Raw genomic sequence first — 21,919 nt, forward strand, 5'->3', positions numbered from 1 at the left:
GCCTACAGCGTGCCGAACAATTCGATCCAATTGCCATCGGGATCGGCAACGAACATCCAGCCCATGCCGGGCACCGGCTCGAACTCGGTGAGCGGCTCGACCACGTCGTAGGGCGATTCGGCGAAGGTCTCCGCTATCCCCGTCAGGTCCTTGACACCGATCGTGAAGTACCGGACACCGGCTGCGGCACGGCCACCGCCGGCGGTTGCGGGCAACGGTGGCGGCGTTTTGAAGGTGACGAGCTTGAGCACGCTTCCACCTAGTGAGTAGCGGCGCTGCGATCCGCCGGGAAACTCGATCTCACCCTGAAACTCGAGCTCGAGGAACCCCTCGTAGAAGACCACCATCGCCTCGAGGTTGGTTGTCACCAGGCCGACCTCGATGCCCGGCGAGAGCAGATCCAATTTCACGTGCGCCTCGATTCTCGAGAAGTACTCTCCCCCAGCAGGTCTGCCGACGGTCGATCCCAATGATCCACGTTGACGGCCCCGGCCAGTGGCCGCCTCCGGACAGGACCGTGCCTGCCCTTGGGCCATCCGACCACGATGTGGCCCGCCATCATCCAGTCCTCGGGCACCCCGACGGCCTCGCGCAGCAGCTCTTCGCCTCCGTAGGAGGCCCAACTCGTCAGACAGGCACCCAGACCCTGCGCGCGAGCGGCCAGCAGGAAGTTCTGCATCGCCGGAAAGATCGAACCGCCCAGCAGCAGGTCCGACGCCATACGCAACCGTTTCTGTGTGAACAGCACCGAGGTGAACTCCGCGGCCCGATCGTGCAGCTCGTAGGTCGCGCGGTTGTCGCGCCCGCGCCTGCTGTCGTCGTCCGGGGCGGGCCGGCTCATCTCGTAGGCCTGCTCGATCACGTCCAGAGCCCGCGCCGCGGCCGTCGCCACCACTGCGCGCTGCTCGTCCGAACGCAGAACGATGAACCGCCACGCCTGTGCGTTGGCACCCGAGGGCGCCCAGCTGGCCGCCTGCAGGCACCGGGCCAGGGTGGCGTCGTCCACCGGCTCGTCGGTGAAGCGGCGGATGGTTCTGGCGGTGGACAGCACTTCCCAGACGTCGCTGCTTGCTCCCGTCATTCACGTTCCCTTCCGGCATCGGTCCGCGCACGAACCTACTGCCCGCAGCCGTAACGATTCGGTCACTATCGACATCACGATCAATTAAGGACGCCCCGGCGATTATGAGGGTTTTCAAGATCTCGGCACCGATCTGGTCGCTGGCTTATGGAATTCCGTCGAAATTGCGGCATAAATCACGCTCGCCGGGTGTAACGCTGTCGGCGCTGGCAGAGCGCCCGTCGCCGGACCGATTTGCACGTATTTCGTTTCGCTACCGTGGATTCCGGGCATGGGGGAAGCAGCGACAAATTCGCAAATCAAAGGAAGAAAGGCATATGAAGTTTTTTGATATCCAGGCGCGTCGACGGATCGTCGGCGCATGTGCAACCGGCTCGATCCTTGGGGGATTGGCACTGGCGACCATCACCGCACCGTCGGCCATGGCCGGTCCGTGCGACGCCAGCGAGCTGTCGGGCACCGTCAGCACGGTCACCGGGTCGGCCCGCGCGTACCTCGCCAGCCACCCAGGCGCGGACGCAGCGGTGACGACAGCCACCAACCAGCCCCGCGAGCAGGCTGCGGTGACTCTCCGCAACTATTTCACCGCCAATCCCGGTGAGTACTACGACCTGCGCGGCATTCTGGCGCCCATCGGCGACAAGCAGAGCCAGTGCAACGTGGCGGTGCTGCCGCCGGACCTCGCATCGGCATACAGCCAGTTCATGGCCGGCTGAGTCCGATCGAATCGCGTAGCGAAAACCCGCCGTCACAGCCCTGCTGTGGCGGCGGGTTCTCGCGCCCGGAAGTAACACTTTCCGGCGGCGCTTAGACTGACTTGATATGAGGCCGACGAGAACTGCTGCGCTGACCGCAGCGCTGCTCATCGCGGCCGGCGTTTCTGCTGGTCAAGTCAATGCGCAGCCCACCGACGAGCCGGCACCGCCCGGCCCGGGCGGCCAACCCTCCGCCGAGGCAGCCCCACCTGGCCCGAAAACGACGATCGACGGCGACGGAACCTTCGCAGTCGGAAAAGACATCGTGCCGGGGACCTACGCGTCAGCGGGTCCCGTGCCCGACGGAGCCTGCTACTGGAAGCGCACCAGCGGCGATTCGGTCGTCGACAATGCGATGACCAAGAAGCCCCAGGTCGTGCAGATCATGCAGGGCGATACGGCGTTCACGACCAACGACTGCCAAACGTGGCAGCTGACCAACGCTCCGGTGCCGGCCCAAGGCAGCGCGACGGACATACTTGCGCAGCTCGGCAAACTCATCCTGACGAACCCGTCGGGCCCGCCGCCCGCCGTATCGGGCCCATCGGCTCCGGCATCCGACGCTCCGGCAGAAGAGGCGCCCGTCCCGACGGAGCACCTGGCGCCATCGGGCGAGGCGCCCGGACCCACCCCCTGACCATCGCTACCGGGGACGGCCGGATCCGTGTGCCGGCCGACCTCGACGCAGTGACCGCGGTCGGCGAGGAAGACCATTCGGAGGTCGACCCGGCGTCGATCGAGCGGATTTGGCAAGCGGCCCGGTACTGGTATCAGGCCGGCATGCATCCCGCGATACAGCTGTGCCTGAGACACAACGGGAAAGTCGTCCTCAACCGCGCCATCGGCCACGGCTGGGGAAACGGGCCGACGGACCCTCCTGACGCCGAAAAGATACCTGTCACAACGGATACGCCGTTCTGCGCATACTCGGCAGCCAAGACGATGTCCACGACGGTGATCCACATGCTGGTCGAGCGCGGTCACTTCGCACTCGATGACCGGGTGTGTGACTACCTGCCGACGTACACGAGCCACGGCAAGGATCGCACGACCATCCGGCACGTGATGACCCACAGCGCAGGCGTTCCCATCTACACCGGTCCCCGTCCCGACTTGAGCCGGATGAACGACAGCGAGTACACCCGCGAGAAATTGGGCGAACTCAAGCCGCTGCACCGGCCCGGACTCGTGCACATCTATCACGGCCTCACGTGGGGCCCACTGATCCGTGAGATCGTCTCGGCCGCCACCGGCAAGAGCATCCGGGAGATCCTGGCCACCGAGATCCTCGACCCGCTCGGCTTCCGCTGGACCAACTACGGTGTTGCGCCACAAGATGTTCCACTTGTCGCACCGAGCCATGCGACCGGCAAGCCCGCGCCCGCTCCGCTGGAGAAGGTGTTCAGCCTCGCGACCGGTGGATCGATGCAGAAGATCATCCCGTACTCCAACAGTCCCCAATACCTGACCACGGTGCTGCCGTCGTCGAACACCATCTCCACCGCCGACGAACTGTCGCGGTTCGCCGAGATTCTGCGCCGTGGAGGGGAACTCGACGGCGTGCGGGTGATCGGCGAGCAGACGCTTCGCGGTGCTGTCAAACAGTGCAGGCGGCTGCGGCCCGACGTCGCGAGCGGCCTGATGCCGTTGCGCTGGGGCACCGGATACATGCTGGGCTCCAACAGGTTCGGGCCGTTCGGCCGCAACGCACCTGCCGCGTTCGGCAATACCGGCCTGACGAACATCGCCGTGTGGGCCGATCCCGAGCGCAGCCTCGCGGCGGGTCTCATCAGCAGCGGCAAGCCCGGCCCACACCGTGAGGCCAAGCGGTATCCCGCGCTGATGGACCTCATCACCGCGGAGCTACCCCGGGCCGGCTGATCAGGACAGCGGGCGGTTGTCCCGAATTCCGCGGTAGAAGCCACGGCGCACGATCAACGACATCAGGATCCGTTCGAACGACCAGGCGGGGAATCGGAACGGTTTCCCGTTCGGCGCGAAGACCTCCAGTCCGTCCGGCTGGATCCCCAGTACCGAACCCCACCGCCGGCTCGCGGGACGGAAAGAGCTGAGGGGCTTGTCGGCGAACTCGGCGAGGATGTTTTTCGCGAGCAGCCCATCGGCGCGGTTGCGGGCCGACGTGCGAAGCGGATCGGTGGCCGCGACGTCGCCGACCGCGAAGACGCCGCGGTGATCGGGCACTCTCAGCTCAGGTGTGACGCGCACGAATCCTTGCTCGTCCAGAAGTTCTGCGGGTAGCCACTCCGTGTTGGGCCGCACGCGACCGATCGCCCACAGCACGGCGTCCGCGGACGCGGGCGGCTGCCCGGTGCTGAATTCGACCGGCGCGCTGGTGATGTCATCGCAACCGAAGCCGTCGGGAATGACCGCGCGGTGGCCGGGGTGAAGTTCGACCCCGAACTCGACGAGTTGACGATGCACCCGCTCCCAGACCCGGGTGTGGTGGTGCTCCAGCGCGCGCTCGCCGGGGAAGTACAGATCGACCCGTTTGCCCGGAAAGATTCTGGCGAGGTTGGCCGCGCTGCTCACCGCTGCGGCACCGCCGCCGATCACCATTACCGATTCGGCGTTGGCCAGGCGGTCATGGACGGCGAGCAGTCCGGCCTCGATCTCATCGGCGGACTGCAGGTCGGGCCTGCGCCAGAATCCGTTCGTGACCCCCGTCGAGATCACCAGCGCGTCATAGGGTTCGACAGCGGCGACGCCGTCGGGACCGTCGAGGAAGACCTTGCGTGCGGCCAGATCCACTCCGGTCAGCGTCCCCTGGACGGTCCGCACCCGATCGAGACCACGGAACTTGTCGAACGAAATCCAGTTGTGCCGGGCCCAGTCGCCCGGCCGGGACAGCCGCCAGCCCAGCTCCTGCCCGCTGACGAGGCCCGGCTTGGCAGAGATGCCGACGACTTCGGCGTGCTTCGCGAGCTTGATCGCGGTGAGGACGCCACTGTCACCCAGGCCGGCAATGACCACGCGCATCCCGACACCATACGGTCAGCCGGGCAGGTGTCCGACTTCGAGTCCCGCCAACTCCGACTTCCCTTCGAAGATGACCCTGCCGAATTCCCTGACGGTGCATCGCAGCCGGCCCGCGAGATGCTCGTAATCGGTGTTGACGTTGCGTCGCTCCGCGGGTAGCGGAACGGGCAGCACGTGCGGGGCCAGGTGTGTCCCATCGCCTTCGAGCTCGACCTGATAGCGCACCGATGTCGCCCGCACCGACCACCGTCGGTCGTCGAGTTCAGGACGCACCCACGCCGTCGGCGGCGTAAGGCGGATCACGCGGTCGTCGAGCCGAACGACGACCCCACCCGCGTCACTGCGCAGCGGCCCGAGCGCCAGCAGACCTCCGGAGAATGCCACTGACACGTCGGCATCGCCGAAGTCGTGCGCCTGGCCCCACCACCAGCGCTCGGGAAAACCCGCGCCCCAGTTGCGCTCCGTGTAGAGCTTCGCGTTGTCGAACCGCCAACGCTCGGTGCCGAATCGGAACTCGCCCGTCGCGGTGCCGCCTAACCGGTAGGGGTGCCAGTACTGGTTGAGGAACGGAATCGCCGACGCGATTCCGCCGCCCGCCAACGCCATGGGCCACTCGTACGGTTTGTCGAAACGCAGATCCATCGTGGCGCCGTCGAGTTCGACGTGCAGCGCGTCGTACGTCGCACTGAATTCGTCCTTCCCCGGAGTTCCTGCGTGCAGCTCGAACGGCGCATCGTCAGACCGCGCGTCCTGTAGCGCTGCCGCCCGCACGAACCCGCCGGGGTGCGCCGCGACGGCGACCGTCGACCAGTCGCCTTCGGGATGTTGGTTGATGCTGAACAACGCCACGGCCGCACGACCGGACGCCGCGTCGGTCAGGCGCCAGAACCAGCCCTCCATCTCGCACCCGTGCGAGGTGAGGGGATCGCTGTACGGCAGATCGGCGCCGGTCCTGCGGTAGATATCCGCGAGTCGCATCACTCAGCGATACACCGCGCGCCGGGTTCGTAAACCCGCCGCGGTGTCAGCGCAGCTTTTCGCCGTAGACGCGCTCCACCGTCAGCGCCATCAACACCCTGCGATCGGACACCATCACCGATCGGTACTCGTCCCAGTCCGGGTGCTCGCCTGCAGCACGGCGGTAGTAGTCGACCAGCGCCTCGACCTCGGGTCCGCTCGGGTCCGACCCCGGCCCGGTGAGCGTCGCCGATCCCTCGGCGGTGGCCCATGCCCAGCCGTCGGAACTGGTGACCTCGAACGCGGCCCGTGGGTCGCGGCGCAGGTTGGCGGTCTTGGCGCGGCCCTCGGTCATCGACACGTAGATGACGTCTGCATCGCGGTCGTAGAACGGTGTCACCGGGGACAGCTGCGGGAGTCCGTTGGACTTGATGGTGCCGAGAACACCCAGTCTGCTTTCGGCGAGGAGCGTGCGCGGGTCAAAGGTCATGTGTGGGGCAACCCGGTACGACGTGATGGCTATTCCGCGTCAGTTCGGGCTAGTTCGAGGGGACGTCGATGTGCACCCGGTACATCTTCGGCCAGTACTTGCCGGTGATCAGGAACTCGTCGCCCTCGATGTGCGCGATGCCGTTCAGCACCTTCTGCCGGTCCCGGCCCGCTTCGTTGGCCAGCTCGGTGGCATCCACGACGGCATTGACCTGACCGGTCACCGGGTCGATCCGCACGATCGTGTCGGACATCCAGACGTTGGCCCACACCTGCCCGTCCACGCAGTCCAGCTCGTTGATGTTGGCGACCGGTTTACCGTCGCGCGTGACGCTGACAGAACCCGTCTCGGCGAAGCTTGCCGGGTCGTGGAACCTCAGCCGGTCGGTGCCGTCACTGCGGATGAGCCGATCCCCGTCGTTGCACAGTCCCCAGCCCTCGCCGGTCACCGGCACCTCCCGCAGGGGCGTGAGGGTGTTCTTGTCCCACTCGACGGCGACGCCGTTCTGCCAGGTGAGCTCCCAGATCCGGTCGCCGACGACGGTGATCCCCTCGCCGTAGTAGTTGTTGGGCACCGCGGCCGCTCGGCGGACCGCGCCCGTTTCCGGGTCGAGTTCACGCAGTTGTGACTGGCCTGCGACACCGGTGCCTTCATAGAGGGTGGGGCCGTCGAACTCCAGGCCCTCGATCCACGCCGAGGTGTCGTGCGGCATCTCGGAGATCACCACGGGCTTCACGACCGGGACGGGTCCGTTCGGCGTGCTCGTGTCGGGCGTTGCGGCGGCCTGCTCACCGCCGCCGCAGCCCGCGACCAGAGCGATCGCCGCCGCGGCCCAGATGATCCGCGGGCCGACTATGCGCATAGGACCTATAGATACCCGATCGCGGGCTCTCACGGTTGGACGGCGTCGATCGCGCGGTAGATCCGCTGCTCGCTGACGGGGCGTGCAGTGCCGAGTTGCTGTGCCCACAGACTGACTCGCAGTTCCTCGATCTGGCGCTCGATGTCACGGATGTCCTCGGCGGCCGCGCGGGCAGGTGACAATGCGCCGACGAGGTCGTCGAGTGCGTGCTCGACGTCGTGCACACGCTGCATCCTCTCCCGGTCCGCGCCGACGGAGTGCGGCAGACGGTCCAGCCGGCGGCTGATGGCGGTCAGGTACCGGGTCAGATCCGTCAGCCGGCCGGCCCCGGTAGCGGTGACGAAGCCCTGCGGCAGGAGGCGGCCGATCTGGTCGCGGATGTCGGCGATCGCGTCGGCCTGCGCGGGTGCAGGTTTGGCGGGCAGCGCCAGCTCCACCTCATGGGCCGCTGCGAGCACCTTCTCGACCTGGCCGAGGATCGCCTGCGTCGTCGGCACGACTTGTTGGGCGACCCGATCGCGCAATGCGGCGAATTCGGTGCGGGTCCACGCCGGTGCCGATGCGAGCCTGTCGGTCGCCGCGTCCGCGCAGTCGTCGAGCAACGCCTGCAGAGATCCGTCCGGATTGGCGCCCAGCATCAGGCGGGTGCGCGGATCCAGTTGTCGCTCAAGACTCTTCATCGTCGAGGGGACCGCCAGGCGCAGCAGCCTGCGGATCCCCGGCGCCATGGCGGCCGCCTGTTCAGCCTCGGTTGGGAACACCCGCACATCCACGGTGGAGCCGGCATCGACCAGCGCCGGGTAGCCCCGCACCGCGTGCCCACCGCTGGTCCGTTCGACGGTGCGCGGCAACTCGTCGAGGTCATCGGGCCAGTCGCGCAGGCCCGTTCGTTCCAGTTGACCTGCCACCGCGTTGGCGACAGCACGGCGGATCGGCGCGGCGAGCTGCGACTGCAGCACCTCCAGATCCTTCCCGCGGGCCACCTCCTTACCGTCGGACTCCACCGCGAACGTGACCCGCAGGTGCGGTGGCAGCTTGTCGAGGTCGAAGGCGTCGATCGGCACCAGGATGCGGGTGAGGCGGTGCAGTTCACGCTGGAGGGCCTGCAGTATCGGTTGGCCGTCGGGCGCGATGCCTGCCAGCACGGCCCGCGCCGTATCCGGTGCGGGAACGAAGTTGCGGCGCAGGTCCTTTGGTAGCGATTTGATCAATACGGTGATGAGCTCCTCGCGCAGAGCCGGTACCTGCCAGCTGAATTCGTCGCCGCCCAGGCGGGCCAGCACCTCGACGGGTACATGTACGGTCACGCCGTCGTCGTCGGCACCGGGTTCGAACCGGTAGGTCAGCGGCAGTGACAGTTCCTCGGCCTGCCAGGTGTTCGGCTGATCGGCCGACGGATCGTCCTTGCGCAACAGATCGTCGCGCGTCATCGTGAGCAGCTCGGGTGTCTTGTGCCGCTGCTTCTTCCACCACGCGTCGAAGTGCCTGGCCGACACCGCTTCTGCGGGAACACGGGCGTCGTAGAAGGCGTAGACCTCGTCGTCGCCGACCAGAAGATCTCGGCGCCGGGCCTTCTCCTCGAGTTCGGAGAGTTCCTCACGCAGCCCAGCGTTGTCGCGGAAGAAGTGGTGACGGGTCTGCCAGTCACCTTCGACCAGCGCATGCCGGATGAACAGTTCGCGCGCGATCGCCGGTTCCACCGTCGCGTAGCCGACCCGGCGGCGCGGCACCAGCGGCAGGCCGAAGAGTGTGACGCGTTCGTATGCCATCACCGCGCCGCGCTGCGCATCCCAGTGCGGCTCACTGTAGGTGCGTCCGACCAGATCGCCTGCGACCCTTTCGATGGCTTCCGGCTGGATGCGCGCCGCGATGCGACCGTAGAGCCGACTCGTCTCGACGAGATCGGCGACGACGATCCACCGCGGCGGCCGCTTGGTGAGCACCGAGCCGGGCGCGAGCACGAACTTGACGTTGCGTGCACCTTGAAAGTCGCGGGATTCCCCCTCACGCAGGCCGATGTGAGACAGCAGACCGGCCAGCAGTGCCGCATGCACGCGCGCGGGGTCGGCGGGTTCGGGATCGTCAGACTCACGGATGCCGAGGTCGCGGGCGATGCTGCGCAGCTGACCCGTGAGGTCCTGCCACTCGCGGATGCGCAGGTAGTGCAGGAACTCTTCGCGGCACATCCGTCGAAAAGCGCTGCCAGAGCGTTCCTTTCGTTGCTCCCCGAGGTAGCGCCACAGGTTCAGGTAGGACACGAAGTCCGAGTGCTCGTCGGCGAACCGGGCATGTTTCTGGCGCGCGGCCTCCTCACGGTCCGTCGGCCGTTCCCGCGGATCGGGAATCGACAGCACGGCGGCGAGCAGCAGGATTTCCCGTACGCAACCCTCTTCGTCGGCCTGCAGAATCATCCGGCCCAGTCGTGGGTCGACGGGCAGTTGCGCGAGCCGTCGGCCGATATCGGTGATGGCGCCCTGCGCGTCGAATGCGCCGAGTTCCTGCAGCAGCACGACGCCGTCGCGAATGCTGCGCCGCTCGGGTGGGTCGAGAAATCCGAACGTCTCGATGTCGCCGAGGTTCAATGCCGCCATCTGCAGGATGACCGCGGCCAGGTTGGTGCGCAGGATCTCCGGATCCGTGTACCGCGGCCGTGATTCGAAGTCGTCCTCGGCGTAGAGGCGGATACAGACGCCGGGCGCAGTGCGGCCCGACCGGCCGGCCCGTTGCGCTGCCGACGCCTGCGAGATCGGCTCGATCGGCAACCGCTGCACCTTCGTCCTGCGGCTGTAGCGCGAGATGCGGGCGGTGCCGGGGTCGACGACGTAGCGTATTCCGGGCACCGTCAGCGAAGTCTCGGCGACGTTGGTGGCCAACACAATTCGCCTCCCACTCCGGCTGGCCTGAAAGACGCGCTGCTGTTCGGCGGTGGGCAGGCGGGCGTAGAGCGGTAGAACCTCGGTGTTGGGCAGATGGCGTAAGGCCTCTGCGGTGTCGCGGATCTCGCGCTCACCGGACAGGAACACCAGGACGTCGCCAGGTGGTTCGGCCTCCAGTTCCTGCACCGCGTCGACGATGGCGTCGGTCGGATCGCGCACTTCCGTGCGGACCACTTCGTGATCGGGATCGTCGGGGTCAGCTGAGTTCGATTCGGCGGTCGGCGCACGTACGGAGACCTCCAGCGGCCGGTACCGGATCTCCACCGGATACGTCCGCCCCGACACCTCGACGATCGGCGCCCCGCCGAAGTGGGCCGCGAAGCGCTCCGGCTCGATCGTGGCGGAGGTGACGATCACCTTGAGGTCGGGCCGCCGTGGCAACAGCTCGCGGAGGTAGCCGAGGAGGAAGTCGATGTTGAGGCTGCGCTCGTGCGCCTCGTCGAGGATCAGGGTGTCGTAGCGCAGCAGGCGGCGGTCGCGCTGGATCTCGGCGAGCAGGATGCCGTCGGTCATCAGCTTCACCAGAGTTCGGTCGCTCGCCTGATCAGTGAACCGCACCGTGTAGCCGACGGCCTCACCGAGCGGCGTGCCCAACTCGTCGGCGATGCGCTGGCCGACCGTGCGTGCGGCGAGGCGGCGCGGCTGGGTGTGTCCGATTGTGCCGCGGATACCGCGGCCGAGTTCGAGGCAGATCTTCGGCAGCTGCGTGGTCTTACCCGAGCCCGTCTCGCCGGCGACGATGACGACCTGGTGGTCGGTGATCGCCTTGGCGATCTCGTCGCGTCGTGCGCTGACCGGAAGATCGGGGTACGTGATCGCCGGCACGGCCGCCAGTCGCGTGGCGATCAGCCCCTCGGCCGCGGTGATCTGCTCGGCGACGTGCCGCAGCTTGTCGGGCGATGCGCCGCGGAGGTTCTTGACGCGACGGCCCAGGCGTGCCGCGTCGCGGATCGTCAGACCGTCTAGGCGCTTGCGAAGCTCAGCGACTGACAGCTCGGGCATCCGGGTCGAGATCGGTCAGGGCTTGTCGGGCGACCAGTAGGCGAGCATCTCGGCGAAGGTCAGAAACGCCGGTGTGGAGACCCCGTACGTCGCCTCGAGGTGGATGCTCAACGGGAAGCCGAGCTCGCCGACACCGTCGATCACCCGCTTGTACAGATCGACCATCAGTTGGCGCTTCTCAGCGGGCTCGGCGGCGGCCAGCTGTTTGACGAAATCCTGTTCGGCGGCGACGGCGGCGTTGCCCGGATCCTGGATGAGCCAGTGGACGAGGCCGACCTTGGACTCCATCTTCGGCACGAACCCGAACGACAGCAGGACCTCGGGCCGGTGGTCGGTTTCCTTGGCGAAATTGCGGAGGAAGCCGACGATCGCGTCCGAGTACAACAGCTGCGTCATGCCGTAGGTCGCGCCTTGATCGCACTTGAAGTTGAACCGTCCGTGTTCGCCTTCCCGGGTGGGGATCAGGATCACGCCGCGGTTGGGCACCAGGTCGTCGTAGATGGACAGGGCGTCCGTCGGGGCGACGCCGGAACCTTCGCCGTCGCTCATGGTGCGCGGCACACCGACGAAGGCGATGCCGTCGAAGCCGGCGGAACTGAGGTCGATCAACCGTTGCCGCAGCGTTTGCTTGTCCATGAACGCCGTCACCTGGGTGCACAGCCCGTGCACGCCGGACAGCTCGGGTTTGATGGTCGTCCAGAACTCCAGGACGTCCATCTTCGGCTTCATCTCGATCGGCCGGTCGTCGTCCTCTTCGATCATTCCGGGGATCATCACGTGCCGGATCCGGCCCTCGAGACCGGCTTCTGCGGAGCAGCGCAGCACTTTTTGCGCTTCCTCGAGCGCCTGCTCACGGCCTCTTTCCACATTCGGCGCCACGAGCTCAAGCGCGATGGTGTTGAGAGTCACCGGATTGCTCCTACTGCTCCTGATCAGGCAAAACTTACCTCGGCATGGACGGGTCGACGATGACCGCTGACGCATTTGCCGGGAGCCTCACCTTACAGACCCGACCTGTACCCCTCCGTAGGCTGGGTGGCGTGAGCGTTGCACCCGATACGGGCTCCGATACCGGGGTCGCCCTGGACGACCGCTTTGCACGCGAGTTACCCGAGCTGGCGGTCCGCTGGCAGGCCGAACCCGCCCCCGCACCGCGCCTGCTCGTTCTCAACGAGCCCCTGGCCAATCGACTCGGCATCGACTCCGGCTGGCTGCGCGGCCAGGACGGGGTGCGCTTCCTCATCGGCAACCTCGTCCCCGACGGCGCGGTCCCGGTCGCGCAGGCCTACTCCGGGCACCAGTTCGGTGGCTATGTTCCGCGCCTCGGCGATGGCCGGGCACTGTTGCTGGGTGAACTTGCCGCCACCGACGGCGAACTTCGCGACCTCCATCTCAAGGGGTCGGGCGCCACCCCGTTCTCTCGCGGCGGTGACGGATTCGCCGCGATCGGGCCGATGCTTCGCGAGTACATCATCAGCGAGGCCATGCACGCGCTCGGGATCCCGACCACGCGGTCGCTGGCCGTCGTCGCCACGGGGCGCCCAGTACAACGCGAGACGCCGCAGCCGGGGGCCGTGCTCACCCGCGTCGCAAGCAGCCACCTGCGGGTCGGCACTTTCCAATACGTGGCGGCCAGCGGTGACGTCGACCTGCTGCGGAGGCTGGCCGATCACGCCATCGCGCGCCACTACCCGGATGTGGCCGACGCCGACAATCGCTACCTCGCGTTGTTCGACGCCGTTGGCTCCGCGCAGGCGGCGCTGATCGCGCAGTGGATGCTCGTCGGGTTTGTGCACGGCGTGATGAACACGGACAACATGACGATCTCCGGCGAGACGATCGACTACGGGCCGTGCGCCTTCATGGAGGCCTACGACCCCGAGACGGTCTTCAGCTCGATCGACTCGTGGGGGCGCTACGCGTACGCGAACCAGCCGTCGATCGCCGGATGGAATCTCGCCCGCTTCGCCGAGACGCTGGTGCCGCTGATCGACGACGACCTGGACCGCGCGGTGGCCCTCGCCCAGGAGAGCCTCACCGGAATCGGCACGCAGGTCCAGTCGATGCTGGCGACGGGGATGCGCGCCAAGTTCGGGCTGGCCGGGGACGTCGACGAGGAGGCGGCGACGGCGTTGATGAACGACGGGCTGGGTCTGCTCGCCGCCAGCCACGTCGACTTCACGTCGTTCTTCCGTCACCTCGGCCGGGCCGCCCGAGGCGATACCGAACCGGCTCGCGGGATGTTCATCGACCTCGCGGGGTTCGACGAGTGGCTCACCCGCTGGCGCGCGCTGAGTCCGGACGCCGAGGTCATGGACCGGATCAATCCGGTGTACATCCCGCGCAACCATCTCGTCGAGGAAGCGCTGGAGGCGGCTACCGCAGGCGATCTGGATCCGCTGGGTGGGCTGCTGGAAGCCGTGACCGCCCCGTACGACGAACGGCCTGGCCTTGAGCGGTACGCCGATCCGGCACCCGAGGACTTCGGCAAGTACCGGACCTTCTGCGGAACGTGACTAGGCCCTGATCGCCTCGACGACCTCCCGGGTTGTCACCACCGCGGCGTAATTGGGCATGTTCACGTCCAGGGCGGCGTGCATCTCGGCGTCCGAGTAGCTTGCGGTCGCATCCCTGACCACCGTGACGTCGTAACCGAGTTCGGCGCCATGGCGCACCGTCGCCTCCACGCAGGTATGGGTGATCAGGCCGACCATGATGAGTCTGTGGATGCCGTGCTTCTTCAGCAGCAGATCCAGGTCGGTGTTGGCGAAACCGCTTGAACACCAATGCTCTTGGGCGACGATGTCGCCGTCACGCGGCTCGAATTCGGTCCGCAACGCACCGCCCCACGTTCCGAATTCGAACGTTCTGCGTTGCCAGGCCGCCCGCTGGATCGGGGCGATGTACTTCCACGTCTCGTAGTCGCCCGGCCGCAACCGGTGGTGCAGTGCGTAGAAGACGCGGATACCGGCGTCTCGCGCGGCGTCGAGGACCTCCGCCATATGCGGGATGCAGTTGTTGCGCTCTGCAACATCTTTCAGCCGATCCCAGACCTTGCCGCCTTCGGAGATGAAGTCGTTGTACGGATCGATCACCACGAGTCCGGTGATGTCTTTGTCGAACGTCATGGCGCCATATTGCCCTAGGCGATGTCCGGTTCGAGCGCCGCGACGTCGCCGCTGCGCTCGGCCAGGTGAGCCAGCGCGAAGCGCAGTCGCTTCCTGCCGCGGGCCACCCTGGACATCACGGTTCCCATCGGCACGTCCATCAGCGCCGCGGTCTCGGCGTATGTGTATTCCAGGACGTCGGCGTAGTACATCGCCGTCCGGAATCCTTCGGGCAGCGTCGCCATGGCCGACGTGATCTCGTTGTTCGGCAACGCATCCAGGAACTCCGCCTCGGCGGAGCGTGGGGCTTCGGACAGCCGTAGGGACGGATCCCAGTCGGCGATCTCGTCGAGCGAGACCTCCGCCGGTCGGCGCTGCTTCGCCCGGTAACCACTCACCCACCGGTTGTGGAGGATCCGGAAGAGCCACGCCTTGACGTTGGTGCCGTCGGTGAAGGTGTGGAATCCCGTGTATGCGTGCATCAAGGCGTCCTGCAACAGGTCTTCGGCGTCGGCGTCCGAACGGGTCAGTCGCCGGGCGCCGCGCGACAGCAGATCGTGCAGGGGCTCTACCTCGCACGTGAAGCGGGCGGCGAGATCCGCGTCGGACTCGGGTGGGCTGGTGACAACGTTCACGATGGACCTCCAGGTACTCGGCGTTCGCTCTTGTCTTGAGCCTTGCGGCTTGGCGTCCGAACCGAACCCTTGCAAATCCGTAGTCGAGAATCCGTAGTCCGTAGTGCGCGCGCAGCCCGGGGTTCAGCCCGTTGCGGCGGGCACCGAACGGAAGCTGATCGCCATCCGGTTGTAGGCGTTCATCAGGCCGATCGCGATCGTCAGGTCCACGAGTTCCTTGTCGTCGAAGTGCTCCGACGCGGCTTCGTACGCGCTGTCGGGGACACCCGTGGTCGATACCCGGGTCACCGTCTCCGCCCACGCGAGGGCGGCCTTCTCGCGCGCATCGAAGATGCTCGTTCCCGATTGGCTGACGTAAACGTGCACGCCTGCAAGCACTTTCATGCCACGGAAGCGACCTCGTTGTAGTCGATTCGCTCAGTCATGCAATGAAACCTCCGGTGTCAGCCGTCGATGAACGTCACCGTCTCATCGAGCGGCGCTCTTGCGTTGCGGACGAAACCGACGTCCGGATCTTCGTACCCGATCGACATCCCGCAGAACAGCATCAGTTCCGGCGGCGGCGACGTCACCGCATCGACCGACTTGCGGACCTGCGACCACGCCATCTGCGGACAGCTGTGCAGCCCTTCGGCGCGCAGCAGCAACATCACGGTCTGCAGATACATGCCGAGGTCGGACCACTGCGGCATGCCGAGGTCGCGGTCGATGTAGCAGAACAGGGCGACGGGCGCGCCGAAGCAGTCCCAGTTCGCGATGGCGGCCCTGGTGCGCGCCTCCCAGTCCTCCCGCGCGACGCCCAGTGCGGTGTAGCGGTCCCTGCCGAACGCCGCTCGGCGTTCGCCGTACGGCGACTTCAGATCGCGCGGGTACATGACGTACTCCCGCTCGTCCCAGGGATCGCCCGCGGCGACGCGTTCGGTGGCGACCTTCTTGAGCTGCGCCAGTGGCTCGCCCGTCACCACGTAGATGTTCCAGGGCTGCAGGTTCGATCCGGACGGCGAATTCGCCGCGGCCGACAGTACGCGCTCGATCACCTCCCGTGGCACGGGTTCGTCGGTGAATCCGCGTACCGCCCGTCGTGACGCGACCGCCTCGTGGACGTCCATCGCCTCGTCGTTCCTTCCCGTTAGGTCTTCGCGGCCGCCTCGAGGATCCACTCCTCGAAGCGGGTGTCGAACAGGTTCGCACCGCTACCGGGGACCAGGGTGCGCTCGTCGAGCTCGATGCCCCAGTACCGAGCTGCGGGATCGGCGACCACCGTGCGGGTGTCCCCGCGTGCGGTCAGCGCGATCCTGATGGCGTCGGGGAGTGAGAACGTCTCCGGGCCGCCGATTTCGACGATGCCGTTCACCGGTGCGTTGACCGCGGCGATGGCGACACCCTCTGCGACGTCGACGCCGGCCATCGGCTGGAAGAGCGCCGGTGGCATCCGCACCGTGTCTCCTTCTGTGGCGGAGTCGGCGAGGGTGTTGATGAACTCGAAGAACTGCGTCGCGTGCACGATGGTGAACGGGACGGGGCCCCCGCTGATGAGCTGCTCCTGCAACAGCTTTCCCTGGAAATAGCCGCTCTGTAGCGCGAGCTGGTCGGTGCCCACGACGGACAGCGCAACGTGATGGCTCACCCCGGCCTCTTTCTCGGCGGCGAGCAGGTTGGTGGTCGCGGTGCGGAAGAAGTCCACCGCCGCATCGTCGAGCGTCGGCGAGTTGGACACGTCGACGACAACCGAGGCGCCCGCGAGGACTTCTCCCAGTCCCTCGCCGGTGAACGTGTTCACACCGGTTGACGGTGCGGCGGCCACCACGTCGTGGCCGTGTTCGTCCAATGTGTGCACGAGCTTGCTGCCCACCATCCCGGTGCCCCCGATGACGACGATTCTCATGATGCGCCTTCCTGTTGGTCGTTCCTTCATGAGGTAGGACCGGACAGGCGGCGGTTTTGTGACAGCCGGGCGATCAGCGCACGAGAGGTGCCAGATGGGTCCGGGCGTAGGCGGCCACCGCGCTGTCGTCGGTGACATCCAGCACCGGGGAGCTGACCTGCACCAGTGAGGCGGCCAGGCGGATGTGCAACTCCGCCACCGCGAGGAGGTCGCCGTCCGACATCGTCGCGCCCGCCGAGCGCAGCGCCTTGGCCATCGCCGTGGAAGCGCTGACCAGAAATATCCTGGCCTCGTCGAACATTCCCGTCGTCGCGGTGAAGTCGCCGTCCAACTGCAGAAATCTACGCATCACCGGCTCACCGGTGAGCAGCCGCACGCCTTCGCGGAATGCGGCTACGGCGGCCTCCTGCGGGCCGTTGTCGATCGCGACCGTCTGCAGCCGCGCCATCGCGAAATCGAAGGTCTGCCTGCCCAGTTCGGTGACCAGCGCATCGCGGCTGGGAAAGCGGCGGTACAGCGTGCTTCGGCTGACCCCGGCCTGCCGGGCGATGACCTCCATGCTCAACCGGCCGACGCCGACGAGCGCCACCTCCTCGGCGGCGGCCTTGAGAATCGCCGCCTCCTGTTGGGTGGGGCTGGCGTTGGTGCGTCGCATCCGGGCAGCCTGGGTCAGCCCGCGGGGCAGCCGGGCGGAGGAGCGAACGAATCGAGCGCAACCGATCGGTGCACACGCACCAGCTTCTCGTATTCGATCCGATTGCGCGCCAACGGGATCAGCAACAGCTTGTCGGGAAGAACGCGCCAGGCCAGCTGCAGCACCCGGCAGTACAGTGCGAACTCGCGGTCATGGCGCGACTCCCACCGGAACCCGGTCAGCTCCCGGATACCTGGGTGCAGGATGCCGAAGGAGCACACCTTGACGACATGGCCCGCCACCGGTCGCAGCACCATCCACGGCGGCGTCAAGAGCCGGCGCAACGGCTCGGGCAGCACGATCGTCGGCAGTGGCAGCCGAGTCAGGTCGACGGTGACGCGTTGCAGGAACGTGTTCGCCTGCAGTTCATCCCGCACCATCGTCTCGTAGTAGTCCGCCGCCTCGGCATAGGTCGCGGGTAACTTCGCGTTCTTCCCCGGCAGTTCGAGCCCTCGGAAGGCGTCGAGGAGTTGCGCATACGCGAGTTCGCGTTCGGCGTCGGACAGCTCGATACCCGTACACGGCGTGAAGGAGTTGAGCACCAAGAACATTCCGCTGACCGCGATCCAGTTCCACAGCCGCGGATCGAGTGCGCTGTATCGCACGTCGGCGAAATCACCGGTCCCCTTGCCGCGGACCTCTCGGTGCATCATCTTCAGGCGTTCAGCCTCTGCAGCCCGATCCGCCGGGTCGCCCCAGATGGCCAGGAAGGCCGAAAACCCGCTGCGCACACCGCGGTCGGCGAAGTTGGCGGCGAAGCGGCCGGTCTTGTCCACCGCCGCCGCCACCGGAACGAGGGCGACCTCGTCGAAGGCCGCCGCGCCGAAGAACCCGCCGAAGGTGCTGCCGCTGTGCTTGCGGAATTCGGCCAGAACCCTCGGTCGTACGAATTCGGCGTCGTGCGTGGGCGAAGTCTCGGCAGTTGCGACCATGTGGCCCTCCGATGTGTGGCTTGACACAAAGACTATCTATTTGTGTCAACATGTCAACGATCGACGGGCGCTCACGACTCCAACGTCAGCACCGTGACGTCCGGCTGCGCGCCGATGCGCACCGGTGGACCCCAGAACCCCGCACCCCTTGTCACATACAACTGGGTGCCGTCCACGGTCGACAGACCTGCCAGCGACGGCTGCACCATGCGGACGACGTAGTGGAACGGCCACATCTGCCCGCCGTGGGTGTGCCCCGACAGCTGCAGGTCCAGTCCCCGTTCGGCGGCTTGGGACACCATCACCGGCTGGTGCGCGAGCAGGATCGACGGACGTGAGGGATCGACGCCGGCAAGGGCCCGGTCGAAGTCGGCCGGGTCGCCGCTCCTCTCACCGCCGATGTCGTTGACGCCGACGAGGTCGAACGCGGCGCCCCCGCGCCGGATCGCGATGTTCTCGTTGCGCAGCGGCTGCACGCCGAGCCGCTCGAGTTCGGTCAGCCAGGACGCGGTGTCCTCGACGAAGTACTCGTGGTTTCCGGTGACGAAGAACGCTCCCTCGGGTGCGGACAGATCTTGCAGCGGTTCGGCCGCGGCGCCGAGTTCCTCGACCGTCCCGTCCACCAGGTCGCCCACGATCGCCACCAGGTCCGGCTCCGCCGCGTTGATGACCCCGACGATGCGCTCGGTATGCGCCCGGCCCGCCAGCGGACCCAGATGGATATCGGACACCACGGCGATGCGGAACCCGCGAAAGGCCTGGTCCAGCCGACGCAGCCGCACTGGAACCTGAAGAAGGTCGGGCGGTCCGAGCGCGGTGGCGGCGCCGACGCCGACGAAGCCGACCGACGCGGCCCCGGCTGCCACCGCACTCGCCCGCGCGATGAACAGTCGGCGATTCAACGCCGTCGCGGGTAGCGGCTCGTTCTCGACAGGTTCTGCTGCCGGCTGACGCCTGACCCAACCGCGCAGCACGAGCCGCAGCGGTTCGAGGACGAGCAGCGTCAGGAACAGATAGGCGATGAGGCCGAACCACAGATAGCCCGGCCACGCGTACCAGCCCGCCTTGGACACACCGACGAAGCGGGGCACCACGAGGGCCGCGACCAGCAACAGCGTGAGCGCGACGAGCACGGCCGTGAGGATCCATCGCACAATGCCCCGGCGGGTGGTGTCCTTGACCAGACGTTTCCACACGTAGGCGTTCATCAGCGTCAGGGCCACGGCCAGCAGGACGATGAACACTCACGCCAGCTTATGCACGGCGCAGACGCGGCCCGGAAAGCAAGAATGGAAGGGCCCTCGGATCCCTTCCACCTACAACATATAACGCACATGGGGGCTTGCGGCAAGGCCCCGGTCATGCCGCACAATCCCAGGCCTAGGTCTTAAACGACGATTTTGGGGGCATGTGTCAACTCAGGACTACGACGACGAACTTCAATCCGAACAGAGCTATGTGGACGGGCTGTACGCGCGTCTGGACTCTGAACGCGCGCGCGTGAAGGACCGATACCGCGCCGCGCTCGGATCGCCCGTCGACCGGATGGACGGCGGAACACTCGTGGCGCGCGACGTCGAGGTGCGTGCGCTGGCCAAACAGGTCGCGCGCCTCGACGTCGCCGACGGCGGACTCTGTTTCGGCCGGCTGGACAGCATCACCGGCCAGCCTTCCTATGTCGGCCGCATCGGCATACTCGACAAGGACAACGAATACGAGCCGCTGCTGCTCGACTGGCGGGCGCCCGCGGCGCGCGCGTTCTACATCGCGACCGCCGCGACCCCGGAGAACATGCGCCGCCGGCGCCAGTTCCATACCCGCGGACGGCAGATCGTCGACTTCACCGACGAGGTGTTCGGCCGACCCACTGGTGATGAACGCGGGGATGACGCGCTCCTGGCCGCCGTCAACGCGCCCCGCGGCGAGGGCATGCGCGACATCGTCGCCACGATTCAGGCCGAGCAGGACGAGATCATCCGGCTCGACCATCCCGGGGTGCTGGTAATCGAGGGCGGCCCCGGCACCGGCAAGACGGTGGTGGCACTGCACCGCGTCGCGTACCTGCTCTACACGCAGCGCAAGCAGATCGAACGCCACGGTGTCCTCGTCGTCGGCCCCAATCCGGCGTTCCTGGATCACATCGGGCGCGTGCTCCCGTCGCTCGGCGAATCCGACGTCGTGTTCATGACCGTCGGCGACCTGGTGCCCGGACTGCGCGTCACCGACGAGGACGGCGACGAGGCGGCGCGCGTCAAGGGCTCGCTCCGAATGCTCGACGTGCTCGCGGCCGCGATCGCCGACCGGCAACGGCTGCCGAAGGATCCGGTGTCGATCGAGCTGGCTGACGTCACGGTGCGCATCGACGCCGAGACCGCGGAGTGGGCCCGCGAGGAGGCGCGCTCGAGCGGCAAGCCGCACAACGATGCCCGCACCGTCTTTACCGAGATCATCACGTATGTCCTCACCGAGCGGGCGATCGCGCGGATCGGCAAGGGTTGGTTGACCCGCGACGATCGCGCCGCATGGGAACAACTGCGGACCAACCTGATCGACGAACTCTCCGACAACTCCGCGTTCACCGCAGCGCTCGACGAACTCTGGCCGATCATGACGCCGCAGACGCTTCTGGGCGAGTTGTACGCATCGCCCGAACGGCTGCGCGCCGCGCACGCCGACCAGGTGCTGTACCGCGTCGACGGCGACGCATGGACCGTCTCGGATGTGCCGTTGCTCGACGAACTCGTCGACCTGCTGGGCCGCGACAAGCCGGCAGACGATACCGCCGAGCGGGAACGTAAGGCGGAGGCCGCTTTCGCGGCCGGGGTGCTGGACAACCTGATCAGCCGCGAAGATCTGATGGACGACGAAGACCATCTGCTCGCCCAGGACATGCTCTACGCCGAGGATCTGGCCGAGCGCTTCACCGAACGCGACACCCGTGAACTCGTCGAACGCGCTGCCGCCGACCGGGATTGGACGTACCGGCACGTGGTGGTCGACGAGGCCCAGGAATTGTCCGAGATGGACTGGCGGGTGCTGATGCGTCGCTGTCCGAACCGGTCCTTCACCGTGGTAGGCGATCTGGCCCAGCGTCGATCGGCGGCGGGGGCGACCTCATGGGACCCGATGCTCGAACCGTATGTGCCCGGCCGCTGGGTGTACCGCTCACTGTCGGTCAACTACCGCACGCCCGCGGAGATCATGACGGTCGCCGCCGCACTGCTCGCGGAGTTCGCGCCCGATATCCGGCCGCCGGACTCGGTGCGCGCGTGCGGGGTGATGCCGTGGTCGCGCGAGGTCACCGACGACGAATTGCCCGAAGCCATCGAAGAATTCGCTCGCGAGGAAGCGCAGCGGGAGGGCACGAGTGTGGTGATCGGGCCACCGGGCGTACCCGGCGCGGTACCGCCTGCGGAGACGAAGGGCCTGGAGTTCGACGCCGTTCTGGTGGTCGACCCGGACCGGATCCTCGCCGCCGGACCGCGCGGCGCGGCGGAGTTGTACGTCGCGTTGACCCGCGCGACTCAACGGCTCGGCGTTCTGCACCGCGGTCCGCTGCCCGCTGCGCTTAGTGGTCTCGCCTGAG

Annotated in this window: 21 protein-coding genes; 5 read left to right on the plus strand and 16 right to left on the minus strand. The window is 67.1% G+C overall.

Features of this window, described 5'->3' with window-relative positions; genetic code table 11:
- Positions 1-2 precede the first annotated feature (2 nt).
- Both AB4Z42_RS14325 and AB4Z42_RS14330 read right to left on the minus strand, forming a co-directional pair.
- Complete coding sequence (locus AB4Z42_RS14325; protein WP_442009848.1) at positions 3-410, minus strand: VOC family protein; 408 nt, start codon at positions 408-410, stop codon at positions 3-5.
- Complete coding sequence (locus AB4Z42_RS14330) at positions 407-1,081, minus strand: nitroreductase family protein (protein WP_442009849.1); 675 nt, start codon at positions 1,079-1,081, stop codon at positions 407-409. Before AB4Z42_RS14330 ends, AB4Z42_RS14325 begins: the two co-directional genes overlap by 4 nt.
- A 317-nt stretch (positions 1,082-1,398) precedes the next feature.
- Here AB4Z42_RS14330 and AB4Z42_RS14335 point away from each other — a divergent pair, with 317 nt between their 5' ends.
- The 3 genes from AB4Z42_RS14335 to lipE all read left to right on the plus strand — a co-directional run bounded on the left by AB4Z42_RS14335 (position 1,399) and on the right by lipE (position 3,717).
- The gene (locus AB4Z42_RS14335; RefSeq protein ID WP_442009850.1) at positions 1,399-1,797 is read left to right on the plus strand and encodes a heme-binding protein; all 399 of its coding nucleotides are present in this window, start codon (positions 1,399-1,401) and stop codon (positions 1,795-1,797) included.
- Between the two features lie 106 nt (positions 1,798-1,903).
- The gene (locus tag AB4Z42_RS14340; RefSeq protein WP_442009851.1) at positions 1,904-2,473 is read left to right on the plus strand and encodes a hypothetical protein; all 570 of its coding nucleotides are present in this window, start codon (positions 1,904-1,906) and stop codon (positions 2,471-2,473) included.
- A gap of 2 nt (positions 2,474-2,475) precedes the next feature.
- Entirely contained in the window at positions 2,476-3,717 is a 1,242-nt protein-coding gene (lipE, locus tag AB4Z42_RS14345; protein ID WP_442010047.1) for a lipase LipE, read from the plus strand.
- On the opposite strand, the gene AB4Z42_RS14350 is transcribed toward lipE, so the two are convergent.
- The 6 genes from AB4Z42_RS14350 to AB4Z42_RS14375 are packed head-to-tail and all read right to left on the minus strand — an operon-like array spanning position 3,718 to position 11,989.
- Positions 3,718-4,833 (minus strand): FAD-dependent oxidoreductase, encoded by a 1,116-nt coding sequence (locus AB4Z42_RS14350; protein WP_442009852.1) that lies wholly within the window; start codon positions 4,831-4,833, stop codon positions 3,718-3,720.
- A gap of 15 nt (positions 4,834-4,848) precedes the next feature.
- Positions 4,849-5,811 (minus strand): tocopherol cyclase family protein, encoded by a 963-nt coding sequence (locus tag AB4Z42_RS14355; protein WP_442009853.1) that lies wholly within the window; start codon positions 5,809-5,811, stop codon positions 4,849-4,851.
- A 46-nt stretch (positions 5,812-5,857) separates the two neighbouring features.
- Positions 5,858-6,280, minus strand: a complete 423-nt coding sequence (locus tag AB4Z42_RS14360; protein ID WP_442009854.1) for a PPOX class F420-dependent oxidoreductase — start codon at positions 6,278-6,280, stop codon at positions 5,858-5,860.
- 49 nt (positions 6,281-6,329) lie between these two features.
- The gene (locus tag AB4Z42_RS14365) at positions 6,330-7,142 is read right to left on the minus strand and encodes a glutaminyl-peptide cyclotransferase (RefSeq protein WP_442009855.1); all 813 of its coding nucleotides are present in this window, start codon (positions 7,140-7,142) and stop codon (positions 6,330-6,332) included.
- A 29-nt stretch (positions 7,143-7,171) separates the two neighbouring features.
- On the minus strand, positions 7,172-11,080 hold the full coding sequence (gene hrpA / locus AB4Z42_RS14370) for an ATP-dependent RNA helicase HrpA (RefSeq protein ID WP_442009856.1): 3,909 nt from the start codon (positions 11,078-11,080) through the stop codon (positions 7,172-7,174).
- Positions 11,081-11,095: 15 nt separating this feature from the next.
- Positions 11,096-11,989, minus strand: coding sequence for a mycobacterial-type methylenetetrahydrofolate reductase (locus tag AB4Z42_RS14375; protein ID WP_442009857.1), 894 nt, complete (start codon positions 11,987-11,989; stop codon positions 11,096-11,098).
- Positions 11,990-12,120: 131 nt separating this feature from the next.
- On the opposite strand from AB4Z42_RS14375, the gene AB4Z42_RS14380 reads away from it, so the two are divergent.
- Positions 12,121-13,596: a protein adenylyltransferase SelO gene (locus AB4Z42_RS14380; protein WP_442009858.1), complete on the plus strand. Its 1,476-nt coding sequence runs from the start codon at positions 12,121-12,123 to the stop codon at positions 13,594-13,596.
- Here the strand turns inward: AB4Z42_RS14380 and AB4Z42_RS14385 are convergent, their stop codons facing one another.
- From AB4Z42_RS14385 to AB4Z42_RS14420, 8 genes are all read right to left on the minus strand, one after another.
- Positions 13,597-14,208 carry a cysteine hydrolase family protein gene (locus AB4Z42_RS14385; RefSeq protein WP_442009859.1) on the minus strand — a complete coding sequence of 204 codons (612 nt, stop codon included), beginning with the start codon at positions 14,206-14,208 and terminating at the stop codon, positions 13,597-13,599.
- Between the two features lie 14 nt (positions 14,209-14,222).
- Positions 14,223-14,822, minus strand: coding sequence for a sigma-70 family RNA polymerase sigma factor (locus tag AB4Z42_RS14390; protein ID WP_442009860.1), 600 nt, complete (start codon positions 14,820-14,822; stop codon positions 14,223-14,225).
- Between the two features lie 123 nt (positions 14,823-14,945).
- Positions 14,946-15,206 (minus strand): carboxymuconolactone decarboxylase family protein, encoded by a 261-nt coding sequence (locus AB4Z42_RS14395; protein ID WP_442009861.1) that lies wholly within the window; start codon positions 15,204-15,206, stop codon positions 14,946-14,948.
- A gap of 59 nt (positions 15,207-15,265) precedes the next feature.
- Complete coding sequence (locus AB4Z42_RS14400; RefSeq protein WP_442009862.1) at positions 15,266-15,931, minus strand: nitroreductase; 666 nt, start codon at positions 15,929-15,931, stop codon at positions 15,266-15,268.
- Positions 15,932-15,951: 20 nt separating this feature from the next.
- A complete protein-coding gene (locus tag AB4Z42_RS14405; RefSeq protein WP_442009863.1) occupies positions 15,952-16,707 on the minus strand; it encodes an SDR family oxidoreductase in 756 nt (251 codons plus the stop codon).
- A 73-nt stretch (positions 16,708-16,780) separates the two neighbouring features.
- On the minus strand, positions 16,781-17,362 hold the full coding sequence (locus AB4Z42_RS14410) for a TetR/AcrR family transcriptional regulator (RefSeq protein WP_442009864.1): 582 nt from the start codon (positions 17,360-17,362) through the stop codon (positions 16,781-16,783).
- Between the two features lie 14 nt (positions 17,363-17,376).
- On the minus strand, positions 17,377-18,333 hold the full coding sequence (locus tag AB4Z42_RS14415) for an oxygenase MpaB family protein (protein ID WP_442009865.1): 957 nt from the start codon (positions 18,331-18,333) through the stop codon (positions 17,377-17,379).
- Between the two features lie 71 nt (positions 18,334-18,404).
- The gene (locus AB4Z42_RS14420; RefSeq protein ID WP_442009866.1) at positions 18,405-19,577 is read right to left on the minus strand and encodes a metallophosphoesterase; all 1,173 of its coding nucleotides are present in this window, start codon (positions 19,575-19,577) and stop codon (positions 18,405-18,407) included.
- 166 nt (positions 19,578-19,743) lie between these two features.
- On the opposite strand from AB4Z42_RS14420, the gene helR reads away from it, so the two are divergent.
- The gene (gene helR / locus AB4Z42_RS14425; RefSeq protein WP_442009867.1) at positions 19,744-21,918 is read left to right on the plus strand and encodes an RNA polymerase recycling motor ATPase HelR; all 2,175 of its coding nucleotides are present in this window, start codon (positions 19,744-19,746) and stop codon (positions 21,916-21,918) included.
- Position 21,919 lies beyond the last annotated feature (1 nt).

The organism is Mycobacterium sp. 2YAF39, assembly GCF_052114565.1.
In the GTDB taxonomy this organism is placed as follows: domain Bacteria; phylum Actinomycetota; class Actinomycetes; order Mycobacteriales; family Mycobacteriaceae; genus Mycobacterium.

Excerpts from the sequence above, each read along its gene's own strand:
- AB4Z42_RS14405 (WP_442009863.1), bottom strand. The coding sequence starts at position 16,707 with ATGAGAATCGTCGTCATCGGGGGCACCGGGATGGTGGGCAGCAAGCTC.
- AB4Z42_RS14360 (WP_442009854.1), bottom strand. The coding sequence starts at position 6,280 with ATGACCTTTGACCCGCGCACGCTCCTCGCCGAAAGCAGACTGGGTGTT.
- AB4Z42_RS14395 (WP_442009861.1), bottom strand. The coding sequence starts at position 15,206 with ATGAAAGTGCTTGCAGGCGTGCACGTTTACGTCAGCCAATCGGGAACG.
- AB4Z42_RS14400 (WP_442009862.1), bottom strand. The coding sequence starts at position 15,931 with ATGGACGTCCACGAGGCGGTCGCGTCACGACGGGCGGTACGCGGATTC.
- AB4Z42_RS14410 (WP_442009864.1), bottom strand. The coding sequence starts at position 17,362 with ATGCGACGCACCAACGCCAGCCCCACCCAACAGGAGGCGGCGATTCTC.
- AB4Z42_RS14415 (WP_442009865.1), bottom strand. The coding sequence starts at position 18,333 with ATGGTCGCAACTGCCGAGACTTCGCCCACGCACGACGCCGAATTCGTA.
- AB4Z42_RS14340 (WP_442009851.1), top strand. The coding sequence starts at position 1,904 with ATGAGGCCGACGAGAACTGCTGCGCTGACCGCAGCGCTGCTCATCGCG.
- hrpA (WP_442009856.1), bottom strand. The coding sequence starts at position 11,080 with ATGCCCGAGCTGTCAGTCGCTGAGCTTCGCAAGCGCCTAGACGGTCTG.
- AB4Z42_RS14335 (WP_442009850.1), top strand. The coding sequence starts at position 1,399 with ATGAAGTTTTTTGATATCCAGGCGCGTCGACGGATCGTCGGCGCATGT.
- AB4Z42_RS14365 (WP_442009855.1), bottom strand. The coding sequence starts at position 7,142 with ATGCGCATAGTCGGCCCGCGGATCATCTGGGCCGCGGCGGCGATCGCT.
- AB4Z42_RS14355 (WP_442009853.1), bottom strand. The coding sequence starts at position 5,811 with ATGCGACTCGCGGATATCTACCGCAGGACCGGCGCCGATCTGCCGTAC.
- AB4Z42_RS14350 (WP_442009852.1), bottom strand. The coding sequence starts at position 4,833 with ATGCGCGTGGTCATTGCCGGCCTGGGTGACAGTGGCGTCCTCACCGCG.
- AB4Z42_RS14330 (WP_442009849.1), bottom strand. The coding sequence starts at position 1,081 with ATGACGGGAGCAAGCAGCGACGTCTGGGAAGTGCTGTCCACCGCCAGA.
- AB4Z42_RS14385 (WP_442009859.1), bottom strand. The coding sequence starts at position 14,208 with ATGACGTTCGACAAAGACATCACCGGACTCGTGGTGATCGATCCGTAC.